Source organism: Vibrio sp. J383 (assembly GCF_023503985.1).
Classification (GTDB): domain Bacteria; phylum Pseudomonadota; class Gammaproteobacteria; order Enterobacterales; family Vibrionaceae; genus Vibrio; species Vibrio splendidus.
The window spans coordinates 3,572,792-3,591,111 of the sequence record NZ_CP097293.1; the positions used below are offsets into that span (position 1 = coordinate 3,572,792).

Here is an 18,320-nt window from a genome sequence, read left to right on the forward strand (position 1 = left end):
TAATCGCCGCTCTTATTGAGCCAACATGCGAACGAATTCGCCTTCTTTTACTTCAAGAGCGCTTGCTACTTCAGATGATAAAATCACTGTGTCGCTTGCTTGGTCATACGCACCTTTCGCAGCTACTGCGCGGAAGTTCTCAAACGAGGTATTACCAATGAGGAAGTCTTTAGAGCTTGAATGCTCTGCAATTGTCACTTGAGCTCGAATCGCATGACGCACTGATTCGATATTTCTTAGATCACACTCAACCGTTGGGCCCCCATCAAAGATGTCGACATAGCCACGGTTGGTGAAACCTTCACGTTCCAGCAACTTAAGTGCAGGGCGCGTATTGTCATGAACCACTCCAATTACTGCCTGAGCTTCTTTGCTCAGTAGGTTCACATAGATAGGTAACTTCGGCATTAGGTCAGCAATGAAGCCTTTCTTACCAATACCCGTTAGATAATCAGCGAGCGTAAAATCAATCGAGAAGAAGTGCTCTTGCAGCCATTTCCAGAAAGGAGAGTTACCTTCTGCATCTGATACGCCACGCATCTCAGCAAAAATCGTTTTCGAGAAACGCTCTGGGTGTTCTGACATGATCAAGAAGCGACACTTAGACATCAAACGACCATTCAATCCACCACGGAAAGCAGGACGTAAGAACAGTGTGCAGATTTCACTGCACCCGGTGTAGTTATTGCCGAAAGTCAGTAGCTTGACGACGTTATTAACGCCAAGCTTCTGCGATGAGTGAACCACTTTGCTGATGTGGTAAGAGTAAAACGGAACATCCCAGCCAATTGAGGCTTCGATACCTGTGGTACCCGCGACTTCTCCGGTTTCGGTATCAAAGCCAACCATTAGGTAGCCTTCATCACCAGGTTCAGTCACGTCTTGTTTAGCAAAGCTGTATTCAGAATGAGTAATACGGTTGGTTAACAGTTCTTCGTTAACCGGAAGAGATGTGAATCCGTGACCAGATTCAACCGCGCAGGTATGCAACGCGTCGTAATCAGATAATTTTATTGGGCGAACAACTAGCATCAATATTCCCTCCAGATGCAAAACAGGCCCAAAACGAGAATCTTGGGCCTTTAGCAGTACGTCATGGGATCGCTCTAATGGCGATCATTCCTATGACGCCGCTCAGGCTAAACTAGCGTAGCGATTGCTTTGTCTAGTTTTGATAAACCTTCTTCAATTTCTTGTGTAGTGATAACCAATGATGGCGTGAAACGAACCACGTTTGCACCCGCAACCAGTACCATCAAGCCTTGTTTGCCCGCTGCTACTAATACATCACGAGCACGACCTTGCCATGCTTCATTAAGTGCAGCACCTAGCAATAGGCCTTTACCACGAACTTCACTGAATATTTGGTATTTGTCGTTAATCTTAGCTAAACCATCACGGAACATTGCTTCACGTTCTTTCACACCAGCTAGCGTTTCCGGTTGGCTAACGACATCAACAACTGCTTCAGCAACGGCACACGCCAGTGGGTTGCCGCCGTAAGTAGAACCGTGCGTACCGACTTTTAGGTGTGTCGCGAGTTCGGTGGTCGTTAGCATTGCGCCGATTGGGAAACCGCCACCTAGTGATTTCGCTGTACTTAGGATATCAGGTGTCACACCTAGGCCTTGGTAAGCGTAAAAGTTACCCGTACGGCCATTACCTGTTTGCACTTCATCAAAGATAAGCAGCGCATTGTGCTTGTCACACAGTTCACGAACCGTGTTCACGAACTCAGATGTTGGAGAGATGATACCGCCCTCGCCTTGCAGAGGTTCCATCATGATTGCACATGTGCGATCTGATATGTGCGCTTCTAGCGCGGCAATATCGTTGTAAGGCAAGTGAGTTACATCGCCCGGTTTAGGGCCGAAGCCATCAGAGTAAGCCTCTTGACCACCCACAGTTACAGTAAAAAAAGTACGACCGTGGAAACCTTGTTTGAATGCAATGATTTCAGACTTCTCAGGACCGTGCACATCCGCTGCCCAACGACGAGCTAGCTTCAATGCAGCTTCGTTCGCTTCTGCACCAGAGTTGGCAAAGAATACTTTTTCTGCAAAACATACGTCGGTTAGCTTCTTCGCTAGACGCAATGCAGGTTCGTTGGTCATGACATTACTTAAATGCCAAATCTTGTTTGCTTGCTCAGTAACTGCGTTAACCATTGCTGGGTGACAGTGACCCAAACAGCTCACAGCGATACCACCAGCAAAGTCGATATATTCTCGGCCTTGTTGGTCCCAAACGCGTGCGCCTTCCCCTTTTACCGGGATCATTTCCATTGGGTTATAACAAGGCACCATCACCTCATTAAACAGACTACGTTCTACTTTTTTTTCCACTGTCATCGTACATTCCTTTTCGATACCGCAAGCTTCGCAAATAAGCGTACTAGTTCATAAGTGAGACAAAGATATTTTCTCTCGCCATAATCCCGCTGCAGCATTATATTTACATTTAATTAACGTTTTCAATAGTAGATTATTCTTTAGCTATCCCTAACAACCAGCTAAACGTCACTACCTATGACTATTTATGCATCAATTAATCTGTTTTATGAAGCTTTTTTTACCTAAACGTATAACCTGCAACGGCAAAGCCTTACTGGCATTGCGGTATATAGGGTTCGAGAGGAAATAAGGCGAATAATTTTGCATAGGCTAAAAACTTAGCCTGAAGAGAGAGAAATGTTATAAAAAGTGATCGGCGTCAGAGGAGTAAGAGACGCGTAGCGCCCGAATTTAAACGCTTAACGAATGGGCTAACAGGTTCAACTGGCTTATTTAGACGCAAAAAGAGTCAAATTTAAACACTCAACGCGCTAAGAAGTTAGCGAGAAGCTGGTGTCCTTGCTCTGTTTTAATCGATTCAGGGTGAAATTGCACCGCATCAATCGGCAAGGTTTTGTGTTGATAACCCATGATCTCATCCATGCTGCCATCTTCGAATTCCGTCCAAGACGTCAGTTCAAAGCAGTCAGGCAGCGTGCCATTTTTCACCACTAGAGAATGGTAACGTGTCACAGTCAGAGGGTTATTGAGACCTTGAAAAACGCTCTTACCATTGTGGCGGATTGGAGAGGTTTTACCGTGCATCACTTGTCTGGCTCGCACTACTTCACCACCAAACACTTGAGCAATGGCTTGATGACCAAGACACACACCTAAGATCGGCAGTTTACCCACGAAGTGTTCAATGACTTGTAGAGATATTCCCGCATCATCAGGCGTACAAGGACCTGGCGAGATAACAAGATGGCTAGGATTCAGCGATTCAATACCCGCAATATCAATCTCATCGTTGCGAACAACTTTTACAGTGACCCCTAACTCACAGAAATACTGATACAAGTTATAGGTAAAAGAGTCGTAGTTATCGATGATAAGTAACATGGGTCGAAATCGTTTGCTAAATACTAAATGATTGGGAGATATAGGGGCGGTATTGTGCAATACCCATGGCGAAAGGCAAGTGGAAACTGCATTTCGCCAATAATTAAGGCCAACCTAAGTTGACCTTAATTGTTTACAGATAGCCTTAAGTTATCTGAATTGGCCTGCTTGTATAGCAAGCCAATCTATTTGTGATTGAGCTACTTGCGACGACGCCACATTGCTAAACCAAATAGTGACATCAGAGCACCGAAGCCAAATGAACCACCTACTCGCAGTTCAAGAACAGCAGGATCATGATCCGATGAACGGAAGTGATCTTGGTACTTAGGTAGGTCACCTTTGAACTCTTCGTTGTAGTCAAACAACGTCGACTCACCACCATTGATGTGCCAATCGGTCGCATCGACAACCATGTCTTTCAGGCTGTCACTGATCAACAAATGATCCAAGGCACCAACTTCATCATTGTATGAGTAGCTCCAGCTGTCTGGGTGCTTTTGAGCCACAGCATTAATGTATCCATAGTTCTTAGTAATCACCGCACCGTTATCACCAAACTGCTCGACGCCGTCAATGTAAGTGTTACGCGCCGCTTTGATTTGCTTACCGTATTTCTCTTCAGAGTAATCCGTAAGCACCAGCATTGGATCTTCCATGCCGTACGAGTTCATATCCCCCAGAATCACTTTATGGCCTTTGATGCCGTCTAGCGCTTCACCCAAAGCAACTGCTGCAGCCACACGGAAGTTCTCACATGAGCCTTGCTTATCGGCGTCAACGCCACCTTGACCGCCCTGCTCGACCGGTGCAGCATCTTCCCAACACTTAGAACCTTTCGATTTAAAGTGGTTAATCGCAACGGTAAGTTTCTCTTTAGTGCCTTTAACTTTAAAGGTTGGCGCCAATGAGTCACGTTGGTAGTTCTTACCGTCTTCAATCACCTTGCCAGAATCGTCTAACACTTCTGGTGCTTGTTGGCTTGGCATCGCGATAACGCGGCTATCTTTAAGCTTAACCACCTTCTTACGGTAGATAACACCCGTTGTGATTACGTCAGTACCAATCGAGTCCATCTCGTCGGTTACGCCATCTTCATTAGAGTCAACAGCTACAAAGGTATAGCGGTCTTTCTTACGCTCAATGCGATCATTCAGTTGGTTAACAAGCTGCTGAATGGCAGAGCCTTCACCAAAGCCGTTGTTCTCAATTTCCATCAAACCAATGATGTCTGCATCTAAGCGAAGAATCGCGTTCACTATCTTCTCTTGCTGCATCTCAAACTCGGTGATGGTGTTCGCACCACGGTTGTTGCCGTGTTGATTCGCGTCACCGCCAAATGGAGAGTTGAAGTAGTTCAAAACATTGAAAGTCGCGATGCGAAGGTCGCCTTCATCCATGTCTGGTTTGTCAGTACGCGGATCATTACGTACAAAGTTCTCAGCCGAGATCTGGTTAGTTGTCACTAAGCGGTACTCACCGTAGCTGTAGGTAAGTACGCCTTCTAGACCAACAATGGTGTCATCAATACGAATGTAGTCTTCTGTTGAGCCATCTTGGTCGATATCGGTGCGGCCAAAGTCTGGATAGAAAGGAACCTGTCCGTCACCCGCTTTTTGATCGGTTTCAACGAAAAGACGACGGTCTGCGTTATCTTCCGTTTGTTGTTTCGCGTCTTCAGAACCTGCTGCGAAAAGCTGGTTCGGCTGCATGTTAATACGCTCATGTGCCAGTACCATGTTGTTACGACGACCCGAGTAGTCATAACCAAAGGTACGAGTCACACGCATATCAAGCGCTTCGGTCGTTTTCACCAACATGCCTTCGTAGCGTTCAAGCGTTGCAGCGAAGTTCTCATCACTGTCTAGCGCTTCTATCGCCGTTGCTTCAGGTGCTTGTTGTTCGCCCTGTTTTAGCCATTGGTTGTTTTCAACTTTAAGCTGAGTATGGCTGTAGTATTCTTGAACCTTACCTTTCACACACACTACGTCGCCCGCAGCCAGTTCTGAGCTCGATTGATTCGTGTGGATAAATAGACCTTCAGAAGTACTTGAATTGAAGTCATCCTCAAGTGCTTGCAGGTAGAAGCCTTTGGTTATGCCTGTAGTCACCGCACTCACAACACCTTTGACGAAATACTCATCGTCAGTGATGTAAGGATAGCCATCAATGAACGGTGATGTTGCGCCCTCGCCTTGGATCTCTTGAATGGTTGTGAATACTGGGTCAGAGCCATCTTGTGTACAAGTGAACGCTTCTGGTAGTTCAACACTGTCTAATGAACCTAAGCCTTCAATGCTGTCTTTTGGTAACGACACCCACTGTGAAGCATCGAATGTTGCCGAAGGAGTTTGTGTCGCTCGAACCAAAGTAACATCTTTACCCCAATCCACATCACCCATCAAACCAACAATATCGTGTACCGAGTTATCTGAATTCAAGATAGCCAGCGGGTCGTCACCGTTATGGTTAGCAATCGACGCATTGAGAATGTCAGCGACGGCTTTAATCTCATCACTCGCACTCGTATGAGCGACAACAAGTACCTCACCAGGCGCTAAAACGTGGCCATCTAAAGGTAAAGTGGCGCCCCATGAGCCGTTGCCATTCGCAGACTTCGCCAGCGAGTAACCATCTAAATTCATGCTGCTATCGCCGTTATTAGCAATCTCAACCGCTTTGTTGTAGCTGCCGCCTTCCACATATTGTGAAATAAACAAATCAGCGTGTGCACTTGCTGTTAGCAAGCTACCAATTGCCACTGCTAGCAATGAAGGTTTGTGTAAAAGAGCCATCCGTTTCACCTGAGTTCATCGATTTATAGTTACTGCCGTCTATGGGCAGTCATGTATTTTGTGGTAACTATCAGGTTTATTTATGAAAGGAATAAGTCAGTTAGCAAGAAAATGAGGAACTTATCACTTAACAATCATCAATTGTTTGGCACGTTATGTATTTCCAACACAAATAGAAATAAGCAAGATTTTATAAACCCTAAGGAGAGGGAATAGGATCGCCTGCACAGCATTAATATTATGAATATGTTAGCGAGATAATGCTTAAATCATCAATTCAAACAAGAGATTTACTGGGAGAGCAAATGGAACGGGCACTAAAAAGCCCAAAGTAAACAGCGTCTACTTTGGGCTTAAATTCTGAAACGAGTGGCTTTAGCTCACCCTACGGGCGAGTAACAAAACCAACTGCTTCGTATGCTTTTTTCAGTGTCACGGCAGCGCGCTCAGAGGCTTTTTCTGCACCCGCTTTCATTACTGCATCCATGTAAGCACGATCAGCACGGATACGGTGGTATTCAGCTTGGATTGGCTCAAGCATCTCAACCAATGCAGCACCGACATCTTTCTTGAATGGACCGTACATTTCAACGCCTTGGTATTGCGCTTCGATCTCTTCGAACGTTTTACCCGTCGCTGCAGAGTACAGACCCATTAGGTTAGAGATACCCGCTTTGTTTTCCCAATCATGAGCAATACGTGGTGGCGTTTCTGCGTCAGTCTGCGCTTTGTTGATCTTCTTGATGATCGACTTCGGCTCTTCTAACAGAGTAATCACGTTCTTACGGTTATCATCTGACTTAGACATCTTCTTAGTCGCATCTTGCAGGCTCATCACACGTGCATTCACTGTTGGAATGTAAGGTTCTGGTACTTGGAAGATTGGCGTTTCAGGGCCGTAGATGTTGTTAAAGCGATTTGCGATATCACGCGCTAGCTCTAGATGTTGTTTCTGGTCGCTACCTACTGGCACTTGGTGAGCACCGTAAAGCAGGATATCTGCAGCCATCAACACTGGGTAATCGTATAGGCCTACGTTTACGTCATTTGAGTGACGTGCAGACTTATCTTTAAACTGAGTCATACGGCTCAGTTCACCCATTTGTGTGTAACAGTTAAGAAGCCAACCAAGTTGAGCATGCTCTGGTACGTGTGACTGAACAAATAGCGTGCTCTTCTTTGGATCAACACCGACAGCAAGACAGATTGCTAATGCGTCTAGAGTCGCTTCATGCAGTGCTTTCGGATCTTGGCGAACCGTAATTGCGTGAAGGTCTACAACACAGTATTGGCAATCGTAATCATCTTGCATCTGTTGCCATTGACGTAGAGCACCCAAGTAGTTACCGATACTTAGTTCACCAGATGGTTGAACACCACTCAATACGATGGGCTTGCTCATGCTTTTAATTCCTTTGCTTGTTCGCTAAGCTCGTTAACTTAGTTTCTTAACGTAGTATCTGAAAAACTTAGCTTCTTAACTTTAAAATAGAAAGCCGCACAGCTCTTCTGTACGGCTCATCCAGTGTACTCATTGATAAGTATTTTGCTAGTAGGTTAGCTAACTTTTGTCCGCTTTATGCTGAAACTAGAACGACATCTAGTAATTGTGCAATGTTGTCTGCGACATAGTCAGGGTTTGATACTGAAATCGGCTCACCGTGGTTATAGCCGTAAGTCAGACCAAACGAGTGGCAGCCTGCGTTCTTAGCCGCTTTGATGTCGTTGCTTGAATCGCCTACCATCAGCATATCTTCAGCCTTCACATTATGCTTTTCCAGCAACCAGTTCAGCGCTACTGGGTTCGGCTTTTTCTCTGGGAAAGAGTCGCCACCCAACACATCAACAAAGTACTTATCGATACCGTGCTGCGCCAGAACATCTGGTACAAATTTCGAAGGCTTGTTGGTGACAAGCGCCATGGTGAAGCCCGCTTTATCTAGCTCAGCTAACGTCTCTTTAACCGATGGATAAAGGTGGCTTAGCTTATGGCCGCCCTGCTCGTAGAAATCATCAAACAGGATGCGCGCTTTCTTCAGAAGCTCAGGCTCTAGGCTTGGATCAACCGTAAGATTACGGCTCAATGAACGTCCAATAAGAACATCAGCACCATTACCCACATAGTCGCGAACTTGTTCTTCGCTTACTGAAGAAAAACCCAGTTCCTGACAAGCTTGGTCAGCGGCGACAGCCAAATCAGGCACGCTATCTAACAAGGTTCCATCCAAATCAAAGGCAATCAGTTTTATTGAGCTTAATGACATCTTACTTTCCTATTTATTATGTTCGTCTTATGAGTTGAGCTCCAAGACGTAAAAAAGGGGCCAATTAGCCCCTTAATATTCAATCTATCTGTAGTTTTACGATTATGCGTTTACTTTTGCAAGCTCTGCACGCATCTCATCAATCACTTCTTTGTAATCTGGTTGATTGAAGATAGCTGAACCGGCAACGAACATATCTGCGCCCGCTTCTGCGATTTCACGGATATTATCTACCTTCACGCCGCCATCAATCTCAAGGCGGATATCACGGCCAGATTCGTCAATAAGTTTACGAACAGCGCGCAGCTTATCGAGAGTGTGAGGAATGAAAGATTGACCGCCAAAGCCAGGGTTCACAGACATTAGTAGAATCATATCTACTTTATCTAAGATGTAATCAAGGCAAGAAAGTGGCGTTGCTGGGTTAAGTACGACACCCGCTTTACAGCCGTGTTCTTTGATTAGCTGTAGAGTACGGTCAACGTGCTCAGATGCTTCAACGTGGAAGGTAATCATTGATGCGCCGGCTTTAGCAAACTCAGGTACGATGCTGTCTACTGGCTTAACCATTAGGTGAACATCGATAGGAGCTGTGATGCCGTAGTCGCGCAACGCTTTACAGATCGGTGCACCAAAAGTCAGGTTAGGTACGTAGTGGTTATCCATCACATCGAAGTGCACAACGTCGGCACCGGCTGCGAGTACTTTTTCTACGTCTTCACCAAGACGAGCAAAATCTGCAGACAAAATCGATGGAGCGATTAGAAAATCTTTCATACCAAACCTCTTAAGAGTGAGTAAATTGCGAATATCACCGCCTTGTGACATCTCGTACACGAATACAAGACTCAATCCCAAGACTATTTGGTGTGCAATTCTACCTAAGCACCTAAGCAGATTCTAGCAGTTCGAAAGATTAGTTTATGAAAGTACCCGTTGGTCACTCAATTTAATGAGTTCGAGGGTTATGGTGACGACTACAATTCTGTTGAAGCGTGTTGCTGGTTTTTCTCTTTATGAAAAAGTGCCAGTAACTCATCAACTTTATTACGCCCTGCGCCATTACGGCTAATGGTGCGCTTAACCTTGACCACGTTCAGTTCCGCACCATGGTATAAACGGCGCGTTAAGGTAGTGTCATGGTTTGAAATCAAGACAGGGATGCCTCGTTCCATTGCCGCTCTTTCTGCAACATCAGCCAAGGCCGCTTGATCATCTAAGCTGAAGCCATTACCCGCATAAGAGGTAAAGTTAGCAGTACTAGACAATGGCGCATAAGGAGGATCACAATAAACCACACAGCCTTTACGGGCGCGGCTAAAGGTCTCGCTATAACCTTCACAAACAAACGTCGCTTTCTTCGCTTTCTCAGCAAAAAACTCCAACTCAGCTTCTGGAAAGTAAGGTTTTTTATAAGAACCAAATGGAACGTTAAAACCGCCCTTCTTGTTGTAACGACACAAGCCATTGAAGCCAAATCGGTTCATGTACAAGAAAGCTAACGAGCGATACATGACGTTATCTGTACCATTGAACTCAGCGCGAACATCTAAGAACACCTCTCTACGGTTATTCTCCGGACAGAACCAACGCTTCGCTTCAGTGATATAGGTTTCAGGATCGGTTTTAAGTAGATTGTATAGGTTGATAAGATCGGGATTGATATCTGCAAGCAGGTACTGTTCAAAATCAGTATTCAGAAATACTGAGCCGGCACCGACAAACGGTTCTACCAATTTACGAGCAGGTGGCAGGTGACGTTGGATGTCTTCAACTAGGCCATATTTACCACCAGCCCATTTTAGAAAGGCACGCTGCTTTTTCATTTACTGCTCTATCTATCAACTCAAAAATAAGGCTGCGGAATGTAACATATTTTGAGGCTAAGCTCAGGGTTATTTCGCACGTTCTATCTCTCGATGCACTTGATTCATCGATTTTGCCCAAGGTTCCAACTGCTGAAGTGGTTTTGATAACGCACTTACGGCATCTCGCGCGACTTGAATCGTTGGATAATCTTGATAAGTGATAATAAACCACTTGGTGTCGTTACGAAGTGTTGGGTAAATACGAACCTTGTCCTCGACGTCATATTCTTCAATAAAAGACTGAACATCTTCTAATGACGTCATCGCGCTCAACTGTAAGGTATAAGCGCGTGGCGAGATAGCTTGTAACTCTTCGCGAGCAAATGAGAAGGTGATCTTTTTCGTCGGCGGTGTTGATTCTGTTAGGTCAGTATCTTCATCAACTGAAGCTTGTGACTCGTTTTTCGCCGCATCAGGTTGCGCGCTAACCGCGGCACCTGTGTTTTCTTCTACGGCAGCATCAATCGCACTGGTATCGGCACTTTTCGGCTTGTCATCAAGCAAGGCATCAACCACATCAGAAGTAATCACAACACGTTGCTGCTCTTGTTTCACCTCGCCAACACTGGCTGTACCTTCCACCACAACCGGTGGTAAAGATGAACTGTCATCGTCAGCACCTTGATAGCTCATGTCAGTGTCGGCTTCAGAATCTGAAGATCCGTCGACTCCGGCTTGCTCGGTACCACTTTCCACTTCAAACGTTGGGATAGCGGTCTGTTCAATGGGAGCGATAAGTGATTGCGCTTTATCGTCAGGGGTTGGTTGACTGAACATCCACCAATAGCCACCACCAATTAAAACCAACAACAAGGCCACCACCATCGCGATATTGATGGGTGAGCCAATAATTGAGCGAATAATAATCCTTTTTTCCACTTTCAATTCTCCTAAAGCCATTAACTCACCGGGCAAAGGTTGCGCTTTATTAAACGCACGTCGCACGCGAGTTTCAGACTCATCATCAACATATCGAATCACTAGGGATTCAAAGAAATGTTCCGCTTCTGGTTGAGAAAGATCATCGATCTCGAGGTCGATAGGCTTGTGTGGTTGCCCGTAACTAAGACGTGTTAGTAGCGTGTCTAGATGGCCAATTTCCGAGAAGAGAACGATATTGATCGTCCATTGAGGGTTTGATTGAGCTTCAAGTACCAACATCCATAATTCGGATACCAATAGCTCAGACAGTCGATGGGCATCATCTACAACGATAACCACATTACACGACTCTCCATCCAGTAGCCTTGCAAGGCTATCTGATAAAGAATCATGTTGATTAAACAGGGGATCAGAAACAATTTGGCTAAGAATAAGCGCGCGACGTTGTTGATCGTCTTGGCTTGGGTGACAAAGCAGTAAACACTGATTTTTTTCTGTCGACCATGCTTCAAGGTAACGTTGAGCCAACCAAGATCGGCCAGAGCCAGCTTTGCCCGCAACCGTTACAAGGTTTGAACCAAAGTTAGTCAAAAGCTGTAAGCGCTCTAGCAGCTCAACTTGAGACTCTAACTCTAATACTCTTAATTCATGAGCCAAACTCATTGGGGATCCCTACTGATAAGATCGATCAGTAAAACGCTTCAGCTGCCTAGAATTTAGCTAGGCAACCTCACAACCAAATTTAAAGAGTACGGCAGAAATCAATCGCTTGTTTAATGATGTCTTGAGGCACATCAGCGACCACTTCAGCGGTACCAATACTTGTTGGTAATACCAAACGTAACTGACCAGACAGCACTTTTTTATCACGCATCATGTGCTTCATAAAGTCTTCAAAAGACATGCTTTCTGGCGTATGGATTGGCAGTTTCGCATTCTTGAGTATAGAAATAATTCGCTCAAGTTGCTGCTGAGAGATCAGGCCCTGTAATTGAGCGGTTTTCGCTGCCATTACAGTGCCTGACGACACAGCTTCACCATGTAGCCAATTACCATAGCCTAGTTCTGCTTCGATCGCATGACCAAATGTATGACCTAGGTTCAATAACGCTCTGATTCCTGACTCTTTTTCATCTATAGCAACCACTTCAGCCTTAATTGCACAACAACGAGCAATCGCGGTAATCAGTGCATCTTCATCTAGTTGATAAAGTTTCTCTAGATTCTGTTCCAACCAATCAAAAAAGACTTCATCGTAAATGATGCCGTATTTGATCACCTCAGCAATGCCCGCTGCGAACTCACGCTCTGGAAGCGTTGATAAGCAGTTAGTATCGATGATGACAGATTTTGGTTGGTAAAAAGCGCCGATCATATTCTTGCCAAGGGGATGGTTCACTGCAGTTTTACCGCCTACAGAGGAGTCCACTTGAGAAAGAAGGGTCGTCGGGATTTGAATGAAATCAATACCGCGCTGGTAGCAAGAGGCAGCAAAACCGACCAAATCACCGATAACACCACCACCCAAAGCAATCACCACCACATCGCGGCTGTAATTTCCTTCAAGCATGTAGCTCATCACTGAGTTGAACGTTTCAAGTGTTTTGTATTGCTCACCGTCTGGCAACTCTAAAAGAGAAGTTTGACAGCCTACTTGATCCAACAACGATAAAATTTTATCGGCATAAAGAGGCGCTACTGTCACATTACTGATAACAACAACTTTCTGTTTGCCTGATAAAAAAGAAAGGTACGCCGGGTCTTCAAATAACCCGGCGCCAATAGAGATAGGGTAGCTACGCTCAGCTAGATTGACCGTAATCCGTTCCATGGGTTTGCTCTCCGAAAAAATGAACTTAACGTTCTTCTAGCATTTTTACGATCTGGTTGGCTACCACTTTTGCACTTTGATCGTCGGTACGAACTGTGTAGTCCGCCACTTCGTCGTATAGTGCGTTGCGAGATACAGCTAGATCTTCTAGCACATCACGCGGGTTGTCTGTTTGAAGTAGAGGGCGTTTCTTGTCGCGGTTAGTGCGAGCAAGTTGCTTTTCAATTGTTGTTTCTAGGTATACAACAATGCCTCGTGCAGATAGACGGTTACGGTTTTCTTTGCTCAGCACTGAACCACCGCCTGTCGCAAGAACAATACCTTGTTCTTCTGTCAGATCGTTGATTACAGATTCTTCGCGCTTACGGAAACCATCTTCGCCCTCAACATCAAAAACCCATGCGATGTCTGCGCCAGTGCGCTCTTCGATCACAGTGTCAGAGTCTAGAAACTCCATATGAAGTTGGGAAGCTAGGTGTCTACCAATTGTACTTTTGCCGGCGCCCATTGGGCCAACAAGAAAAATATTGCGTTTCTCAGCCATGTTTTTAGCAGTAATTTACAACGTTAATTCAATGACATCGCCACAAGGTAGGTCAGTACAAGTACTGAAATTAAAAGGCCCGTGGCACCGATTCCTCACAGATAATTCGTGATAAGACCCGAAATTATCAAGGTTAGGTGCCACTAATGCAACTTTATTTTTAATCTAATTGTTCATTACTGAATCACAACTTTGGGTGTAACAAAAATAAGTAGTTCACTTTTACCCACATTTTCATAGCTACGACGGAATAATGCACCCAAAACTGGCAGGTCTCCTAACAGAGGAACTTTGTCCACTGTACTGCTCACACTGTGCTGAAATATTCCACCAAGTACGACTGTTTCACCATTATTAACAAGCACTTGCGTCCCTATTCGTTGAGTATCAATGGCAACAGCCTCACCCGTTCCCGTTTTTACTACTTGCCCTGGCCTATCTTGGGTCACGCTTAAATCCAATACCAAACGATTGTCGGGCGTGATTTGTGGTGTCACCTTAAGACTCAACACTGCTTTCTTAAATGCGACCGAAGTAGCACCACTTGAAGACGACTCTAAATAAGGAATTTCAGTACCTTGCTCAATATAAGCGGGTTTTTTATTGGTGGTGATTAAACGTGGGCTGGAAATAATCTCAGCTTTTGACTCTTGTTGTAATGCCGACAATTCAAGATCAAGCAAGGTATCTGAACCCAGTTTGGCCACCTGAAACGCAATGCTTGAGGCATTAGGAGATGTCGCCCCTAGATTAACGTTGAGGAAATCGTCAATCGCACTATTCCCACCATTATCGTCATACGGCGTAATTTGCGATGGATGGTTGCCCTCTATCGAGCCGCCAACTTTGAAGCTACCGTTAGTGGAAGAAACACCCCAACGCACCCCTAACTCATCAAGGTTACCCTCGGTAACGGTTACAATGCGCGCCTCTATCTGGACTTGCTTCACGGGGATGTCCAAAGATTCAATGATGCCTCGTATCACGGCAATGTTTTCTTCCAGTTCACGAATCAATAGGGAATTGGTGCGTTCATCAATGGTAATCGAGCCACGATCGGACAACATGCTCACCGCACCTTCACCGCCAATCATGTCGGCAATGTCGGTGGCTTTAGCAAAATTAATCTTGATGATTTCCGACTTAAGCTCCCCTAACTCCTCTTCCAAGCGAGATTTCTCTAACGCTTGTTGCTCTCGAAGATCGAGTTCTGCTTTTGGCGCCACCAAAATAACATTGCCATCAACGCGCTTATCTAGCCCTTTAACTTGCAAGATAATGTCGAGAACTTGCTGCCAAGGTACGCCATCTAAACGTAAAGTTAGGTTACCAGCTACCGAGTCAGACACGACGAGATTGAAATCGTTGTAGTCAGCAATCAGCTGTAGGACATTTCGTACCGGGATATCTTGGAAGTTAATCGATATCAGTTTGCCCTCTTTTTCTAAAACGCTTTTCTCTTTGGTCGCTTCATTGATAACAGGCTTGCTGATCACCACCTCTATGAAACGACCTTTTAGGTTATATTCATACTGATAGTCACCAGCGATCGTCGCCAACAGTCGTGTGCTGGACGTCTCTTTATAGACTTCAATACCTTCCACTAGGGTCGCGAAATCCTTCACATCCAAAAGATAAAGCTTATCGTCATTAACTTGAGTATTGAGTAATTCGATACTTAACCCTTCCTGAGCACGTTGAACATCCACCACAGCGGTGCTGGTTGCCAGCTCAATAATAATGACGGCGTCTTTATCTTTGTTTACCCTAAAATCAATACTCTCCAATTGATTAGGTAAGCTTTCGGCGTGACTGAGCACACTAAAGACCAACATCACAGACACAGCAAAACCTTGTAGAGCCTTGCTCACTAATCCACTTATTCCTTTAATCATATTTACATCTCATATCCACATCATGTGACATTGGTTTACTTCAGAGCCAGTCTAACGTTGCGCTTATGCCAACAACCTAAGCCATCTGGAAGAGTTTCATTAATCTGAACGTACTGGCTCGTCACTTTAGTAACTCGGCCATTGTTTAAGCCGATAAACTGGCCTTTTTTGACGTTTACCACGTTCCCTTTGGGTGTTTGCACTAACCCAAACACACTTGTTCCGCTTCCCATGACGCCTCTTAAACGAAGCTTACTCAACGGGTACTTTTCTAATTTCCCATTACGAGAACGCGCGCTAGGTTGCCAACAGCCTTTCTTAACTAAAGGCTGATTTTGCACGATGGCTTCTTTAGGCAGTTCAAACGGAGGACGAAAGGCACGGCGCTGATAAGTAGCGGCCAAAAATTCAGTCGCAGGAACCAGTTGTTCCACCTCTTTTCTCGCTTTGGCCTCAACTTGCACTACAAAGTCTTCTAACGAATCTTCATTCGCTTTACAGCCCGTGAGTACAAGCAATAGTAATGTTGAATAAAACACGCTATTGGGTTTCATCATTGACCTCCGATTTAAATTGGTAGGTATAAGCTCGGACCCTGAAGTGCAGCGTGCTACTTTCTTGACTGACTCGCTGCCAATTCACGTCATCAAAGCTGATGATGCGTGGCAGCTTAGCGATGGCCGCAGAGAAATCACCAATCTCGTGGTAGTCACCCGTCAGCTCGATGTTGAGCGGTAAACGATAGAGAAACTCTTTGTTCTGCTTCTGCCCCCAGTCAATTCGCGTAAATGTCAGCTTATTATCCAATCCAAGCTCGTTCACAGAGGCCAACATACTGGCTAGCTCTTTTTGAACGGGCAATTGCTCCAATAGATAGTCGTAACGGCTAGTTAGCTCATCCAGCTGGCTCTGAAGCTTAGGTAAGACCGCAACCTTATTGGCCTTTATTCTCAAGGTCGCTTTTAAGGTCTGCTCCTGTTGCTTCATCTGTTGCAGTTCATCGTCGAGCGGCAGCACATAAAGCCAAGTGCCAACACCTTGGATTAACACTATCAACACCAGAATCACGAGAAGCTGAGGCAACAATGGCCATTCGGTGATCTCATCAACATCGAGATCTTGCAAACTCATCCTGTTTTGCCAACTAATCTTATTTTGAAGGTTAGCCATGATGCGCCCCCTTCTCTTTTCTGCTCGCGGTTGTGTTTTCTAAAGACACAGGGCTAAACACAAAAGAGACCTTGAAGGTCTGAAACTCTTTATTGAAGCGCTTGCGGTTATGAACGATAGAGTGCATCTCGACCCCTTTCAGAGAATCTGAACGCTCGAGGTTGTCCAACATCGTAGCGAGACGAGCAGTACTGTCGCTAATGCCCGACATTTCAATCTCCTGACCATTCATCTTTATCTTGTCGACATACACACCTTCAGGAATAAGCTCCGGCATCAGATTCATAAAGTCGGTGGTCTTGTTGCGACCAAGCTGCAACGATTCGACTACATCAAGCCTGGTCAGAATCGCTTTATGCTCCTGCTCTGCGACCTTTAATGACTGAATTTGTCGGTCGAGCTCGGCAATATATCGATTGAGGTAACTAAGACGGGCTTGCTGCTTGGCTTGTTGGTCGTAAAAATAGTGACCAACCGCCCATTGTCCTGCAAGCGCGATGATGACGCCAAGAATGATCAGATGGATAAAGCGCTTCTTGTGCTGAGCGCGAATCTCATCACGCCACGGCAGCAGGTTAATTTGATGCAACATGCTTTTCTCCCTGCCACTTGAGTCCACTCATCGCCATACCCGCCGCAATACCGAAATGTTGCCAGTTCGTTGGTAACCGACGTCGCTTCGCCACCTTATTCTCAAATAGAGATAAAGGGTTCAGTGACTCGCAACTCAACTGAAAATGACGTTCTAGCTCTTCGGTTACCATAGGAATGCTGGCGCCCTCGCCCATCAACCAGATCCCTGAGATAGGTTGCTGTGCATTTCCTGATGAATAGAGCTGTAATTGACGCTTGAGCTTCTCAATCAAATTAACAATAAATTGATGTATATCTTCAGTGGTGGCGAACACACTCTCGATATCACTTGCAGCACCATGGCTACGAAGATCTTTGGTACCAAAAGCGATATCTTTATAAAACGGTGCCAAACCTTGTGGAATAATGCCTAACGACGTTTGGTCGATTCCCACATCCACCAGCAGCCAATTTTTCTTTTCGGGGTACAGGCGCGATGCCATTTGCCAGATGTTAAGCAACCCATGCGCCTGCGTGTCTACCACCACAGGTTTAAAACCAGCTTTGGTCAAAGCATCCGCTCGGCTATCCACCACTTCTTTACGAGTGGCGTATACCTGATAACTGCTTGTCGAACCTTTACCAAATCGTTTGTCTTCCAGCTTTACAAAATCTAAACTCAGCTCCTCTATCGGAAAGGGAGATTGATGAGCAAAGGTTTGATAGATCGAAAACTCTTTTTCTCTGTCTTCTAACTCACTCTCTATTTGCAGTACTTTGCTGATCACCGTGTTATCAGGTACTGAAATGGCGACGTTGCAACAGCCAAAAGGCAGACCTTTCCTAAGTTCTTTAAGTTTCTTAACAGTTTTCTGATACTCCAAAGTATGGTTAGCTGTAAAAATGTCGTCCGAAATCGGCAGCTCTTTGTATCCCACTAGGGCATACAACTCCCCCACGGGTTTTAGTACCACGGCTTTGATGCTGTGATGATTTATATCTATACCTGTAATTAATGATGAACCCATGTGACCTAGCTCCTGAAGTGCCAAGCATTTCGTTGATTATCTAGGGGTTGTGATTATTAGTTAAATAAGCGTTAA

The 18,320-nt window shown here is 45.2% G+C and carries 16 protein-coding genes; all 16 read right to left on the reverse strand.

All coding sequences use genetic code 11. The annotated features are described in order from the left end of the window. Window positions 1-12 precede the first annotated feature (12 nt). The 16 genes from astA to pilM all read right to left on the reverse strand — a co-directional run bounded on the left by astA (window position 13) and on the right by pilM (window position 18,245). A complete protein-coding gene (astA, locus tag M4S28_RS16220) occupies window positions 13-1,032 on the reverse strand; it encodes an arginine N-succinyltransferase (RefSeq protein WP_065207399.1) in 1,020 nt (339 codons plus the stop codon). Between the two features lie 107 nt (window positions 1,033-1,139). After that, on the reverse strand, window positions 1,140-2,351 hold the full coding sequence (locus tag M4S28_RS16225; RefSeq protein ID WP_249632100.1) for an aspartate aminotransferase family protein: 1,212 nt from the start codon (window positions 2,349-2,351) through the stop codon (window positions 1,140-1,142). 465 nt (window positions 2,352-2,816) lie between these two features. Next, on the reverse strand, window positions 2,817-3,395 hold the full coding sequence (locus M4S28_RS16230) for an aminodeoxychorismate/anthranilate synthase component II (protein ID WP_017068833.1): 579 nt from the start codon (window positions 3,393-3,395) through the stop codon (window positions 2,817-2,819). Between the two features lie 200 nt (window positions 3,396-3,595). Then, window positions 3,596-6,190, reverse strand: a complete 2,595-nt coding sequence (locus tag M4S28_RS16235; protein WP_249632101.1) for an ExeM/NucH family extracellular endonuclease — start codon at window positions 6,188-6,190, stop codon at window positions 3,596-3,598. A gap of 385 nt (window positions 6,191-6,575) precedes the next feature. Next, window positions 6,576-7,592: a tryptophan--tRNA ligase gene (gene trpS, locus M4S28_RS16240; protein ID WP_004729658.1), complete on the reverse strand. Its 1,017-nt coding sequence runs from the start codon at window positions 7,590-7,592 to the stop codon at window positions 6,576-6,578. Between the two features lie 175 nt (window positions 7,593-7,767). Next, the gene (locus M4S28_RS16245) at window positions 7,768-8,454 is read right to left on the reverse strand and encodes a phosphoglycolate phosphatase (protein ID WP_017083794.1); all 687 of its coding nucleotides are present in this window, start codon (window positions 8,452-8,454) and stop codon (window positions 7,768-7,770) included. 102 nt (window positions 8,455-8,556) lie between these two features. After that, window positions 8,557-9,231, reverse strand: coding sequence for a ribulose-phosphate 3-epimerase (gene rpe, locus M4S28_RS16250; protein ID WP_029222055.1), 675 nt, complete (start codon window positions 9,229-9,231; stop codon window positions 8,557-8,559). Window positions 9,232-9,431: 200 nt separating this feature from the next. Further along, a complete protein-coding gene (locus M4S28_RS16255; protein ID WP_004729661.1) occupies window positions 9,432-10,280 on the reverse strand; it encodes a Dam family site-specific DNA-(adenine-N6)-methyltransferase in 849 nt (282 codons plus the stop codon). A gap of 69 nt (window positions 10,281-10,349) precedes the next feature. Further along, window positions 10,350-11,867 carry an AAA family ATPase gene (locus M4S28_RS16260; RefSeq protein WP_249632102.1) on the reverse strand — a complete coding sequence of 506 codons (1,518 nt, stop codon included), beginning with the start codon at window positions 11,865-11,867 and terminating at the stop codon, window positions 10,350-10,352. A 79-nt stretch (window positions 11,868-11,946) separates the two neighbouring features. Beyond that, window positions 11,947-13,035: a 3-dehydroquinate synthase gene (aroB, locus tag M4S28_RS16265; RefSeq protein ID WP_004729663.1), complete on the reverse strand. Its 1,089-nt coding sequence runs from the start codon at window positions 13,033-13,035 to the stop codon at window positions 11,947-11,949. A gap of 25 nt (window positions 13,036-13,060) precedes the next feature. Then, complete coding sequence (gene aroK, locus M4S28_RS16270) at window positions 13,061-13,579, reverse strand: shikimate kinase AroK (RefSeq protein WP_004729664.1); 519 nt, start codon at window positions 13,577-13,579, stop codon at window positions 13,061-13,063. Between the two features lie 176 nt (window positions 13,580-13,755). Continuing rightward, a complete protein-coding gene (locus M4S28_RS16275) occupies window positions 13,756-15,474 on the reverse strand; it encodes a type IV pilus secretin PilQ (RefSeq protein ID WP_249632103.1) in 1,719 nt (572 codons plus the stop codon). A 35-nt stretch (window positions 15,475-15,509) separates the two neighbouring features. After that, complete coding sequence (locus M4S28_RS16280) at window positions 15,510-16,031, reverse strand: pilus assembly protein PilP (protein WP_371995656.1); 522 nt, start codon at window positions 16,029-16,031, stop codon at window positions 15,510-15,512. Beyond that, window positions 16,015-16,644, reverse strand: a complete 630-nt coding sequence (locus M4S28_RS16285; protein ID WP_249632104.1) for a type IV pilus inner membrane component PilO — start codon at window positions 16,642-16,644, stop codon at window positions 16,015-16,017. The genes M4S28_RS16280 and M4S28_RS16285 overlap by 17 nt, the downstream gene beginning before the upstream one ends. Beyond that, window positions 16,637-17,236: a PilN domain-containing protein gene (locus M4S28_RS16290; RefSeq protein WP_102488973.1), complete on the reverse strand. Its 600-nt coding sequence runs from the start codon at window positions 17,234-17,236 to the stop codon at window positions 16,637-16,639. The genes M4S28_RS16285 and M4S28_RS16290 overlap by 8 nt, the downstream gene beginning before the upstream one ends. Beyond that, entirely contained in the window at window positions 17,220-18,245 is a 1,026-nt protein-coding gene (gene pilM, locus M4S28_RS16295; RefSeq protein ID WP_102462300.1) for a type IV pilus assembly protein PilM, read from the reverse strand. Before pilM ends, M4S28_RS16290 begins: the two co-directional genes overlap by 17 nt. Window positions 18,246-18,320 lie beyond the last annotated feature (75 nt).

Coding starts and splice junctions, on each gene's coding strand:
- astA (WP_065207399.1), bottom strand. CDS start 1,032: ATGCTAGTTGTTCGCCCAATAAAATTATCTGATTACGACGCGTTGCAT.
- M4S28_RS16225 (WP_249632100.1), bottom strand. CDS start 2,351: ATGACAGTGGAAAAAAAAGTAGAACGTAGTCTGTTTAATGAGGTGATG.
- M4S28_RS16230 (WP_017068833.1), bottom strand. CDS start 3,395: ATGTTACTTATCATCGATAACTACGACTCTTTTACCTATAACTTGTAT.
- M4S28_RS16235 (WP_249632101.1), bottom strand. CDS start 6,190: ATGGCTCTTTTACACAAACCTTCATTGCTAGCAGTGGCAATTGGTAGC.
- trpS (WP_004729658.1), bottom strand. CDS start 7,592: ATGAGCAAGCCCATCGTATTGAGTGGTGTTCAACCATCTGGTGAACTA.
- M4S28_RS16245 (WP_017083794.1), bottom strand. CDS start 8,454: ATGTCATTAAGCTCAATAAAACTGATTGCCTTTGATTTGGATGGAACC.
- rpe (WP_029222055.1), bottom strand. CDS start 9,231: ATGAAAGATTTTCTAATCGCTCCATCGATTTTGTCTGCAGATTTTGCT.
- M4S28_RS16255 (WP_004729661.1), bottom strand. CDS start 10,280: ATGAAAAAGCAGCGTGCCTTTCTAAAATGGGCTGGTGGTAAATATGGC.
- M4S28_RS16260 (WP_249632102.1), bottom strand. CDS start 11,867: ATGAGTTTGGCTCATGAATTAAGAGTATTAGAGTTAGAGTCTCAAGTT.
- aroB (WP_004729663.1), bottom strand. CDS start 13,035: ATGGAACGGATTACGGTCAATCTAGCTGAGCGTAGCTACCCTATCTCT.
- aroK (WP_004729664.1), bottom strand. CDS start 13,579: ATGGCTGAGAAACGCAATATTTTTCTTGTTGGCCCAATGGGCGCCGGC.
- M4S28_RS16275 (WP_249632103.1), bottom strand. CDS start 15,474: ATGATTAAAGGAATAAGTGGATTAGTGAGCAAGGCTCTACAAGGTTTT.
- M4S28_RS16280 (WP_371995656.1), bottom strand. CDS start 16,031: ATGATGAAACCCAATAGCGTGTTTTATTCAACATTACTATTGCTTGTA.
- M4S28_RS16285 (WP_249632104.1), bottom strand. CDS start 16,644: ATGGCTAACCTTCAAAATAAGATTAGTTGGCAAAACAGGATGAGTTTG.
- M4S28_RS16290 (WP_102488973.1), bottom strand. CDS start 17,236: ATGTTGCATCAAATTAACCTGCTGCCGTGGCGTGATGAGATTCGCGCT.
- pilM (WP_102462300.1), bottom strand. CDS start 18,245: ATGGGTTCATCATTAATTACAGGTATAGATATAAATCATCACAGCATC.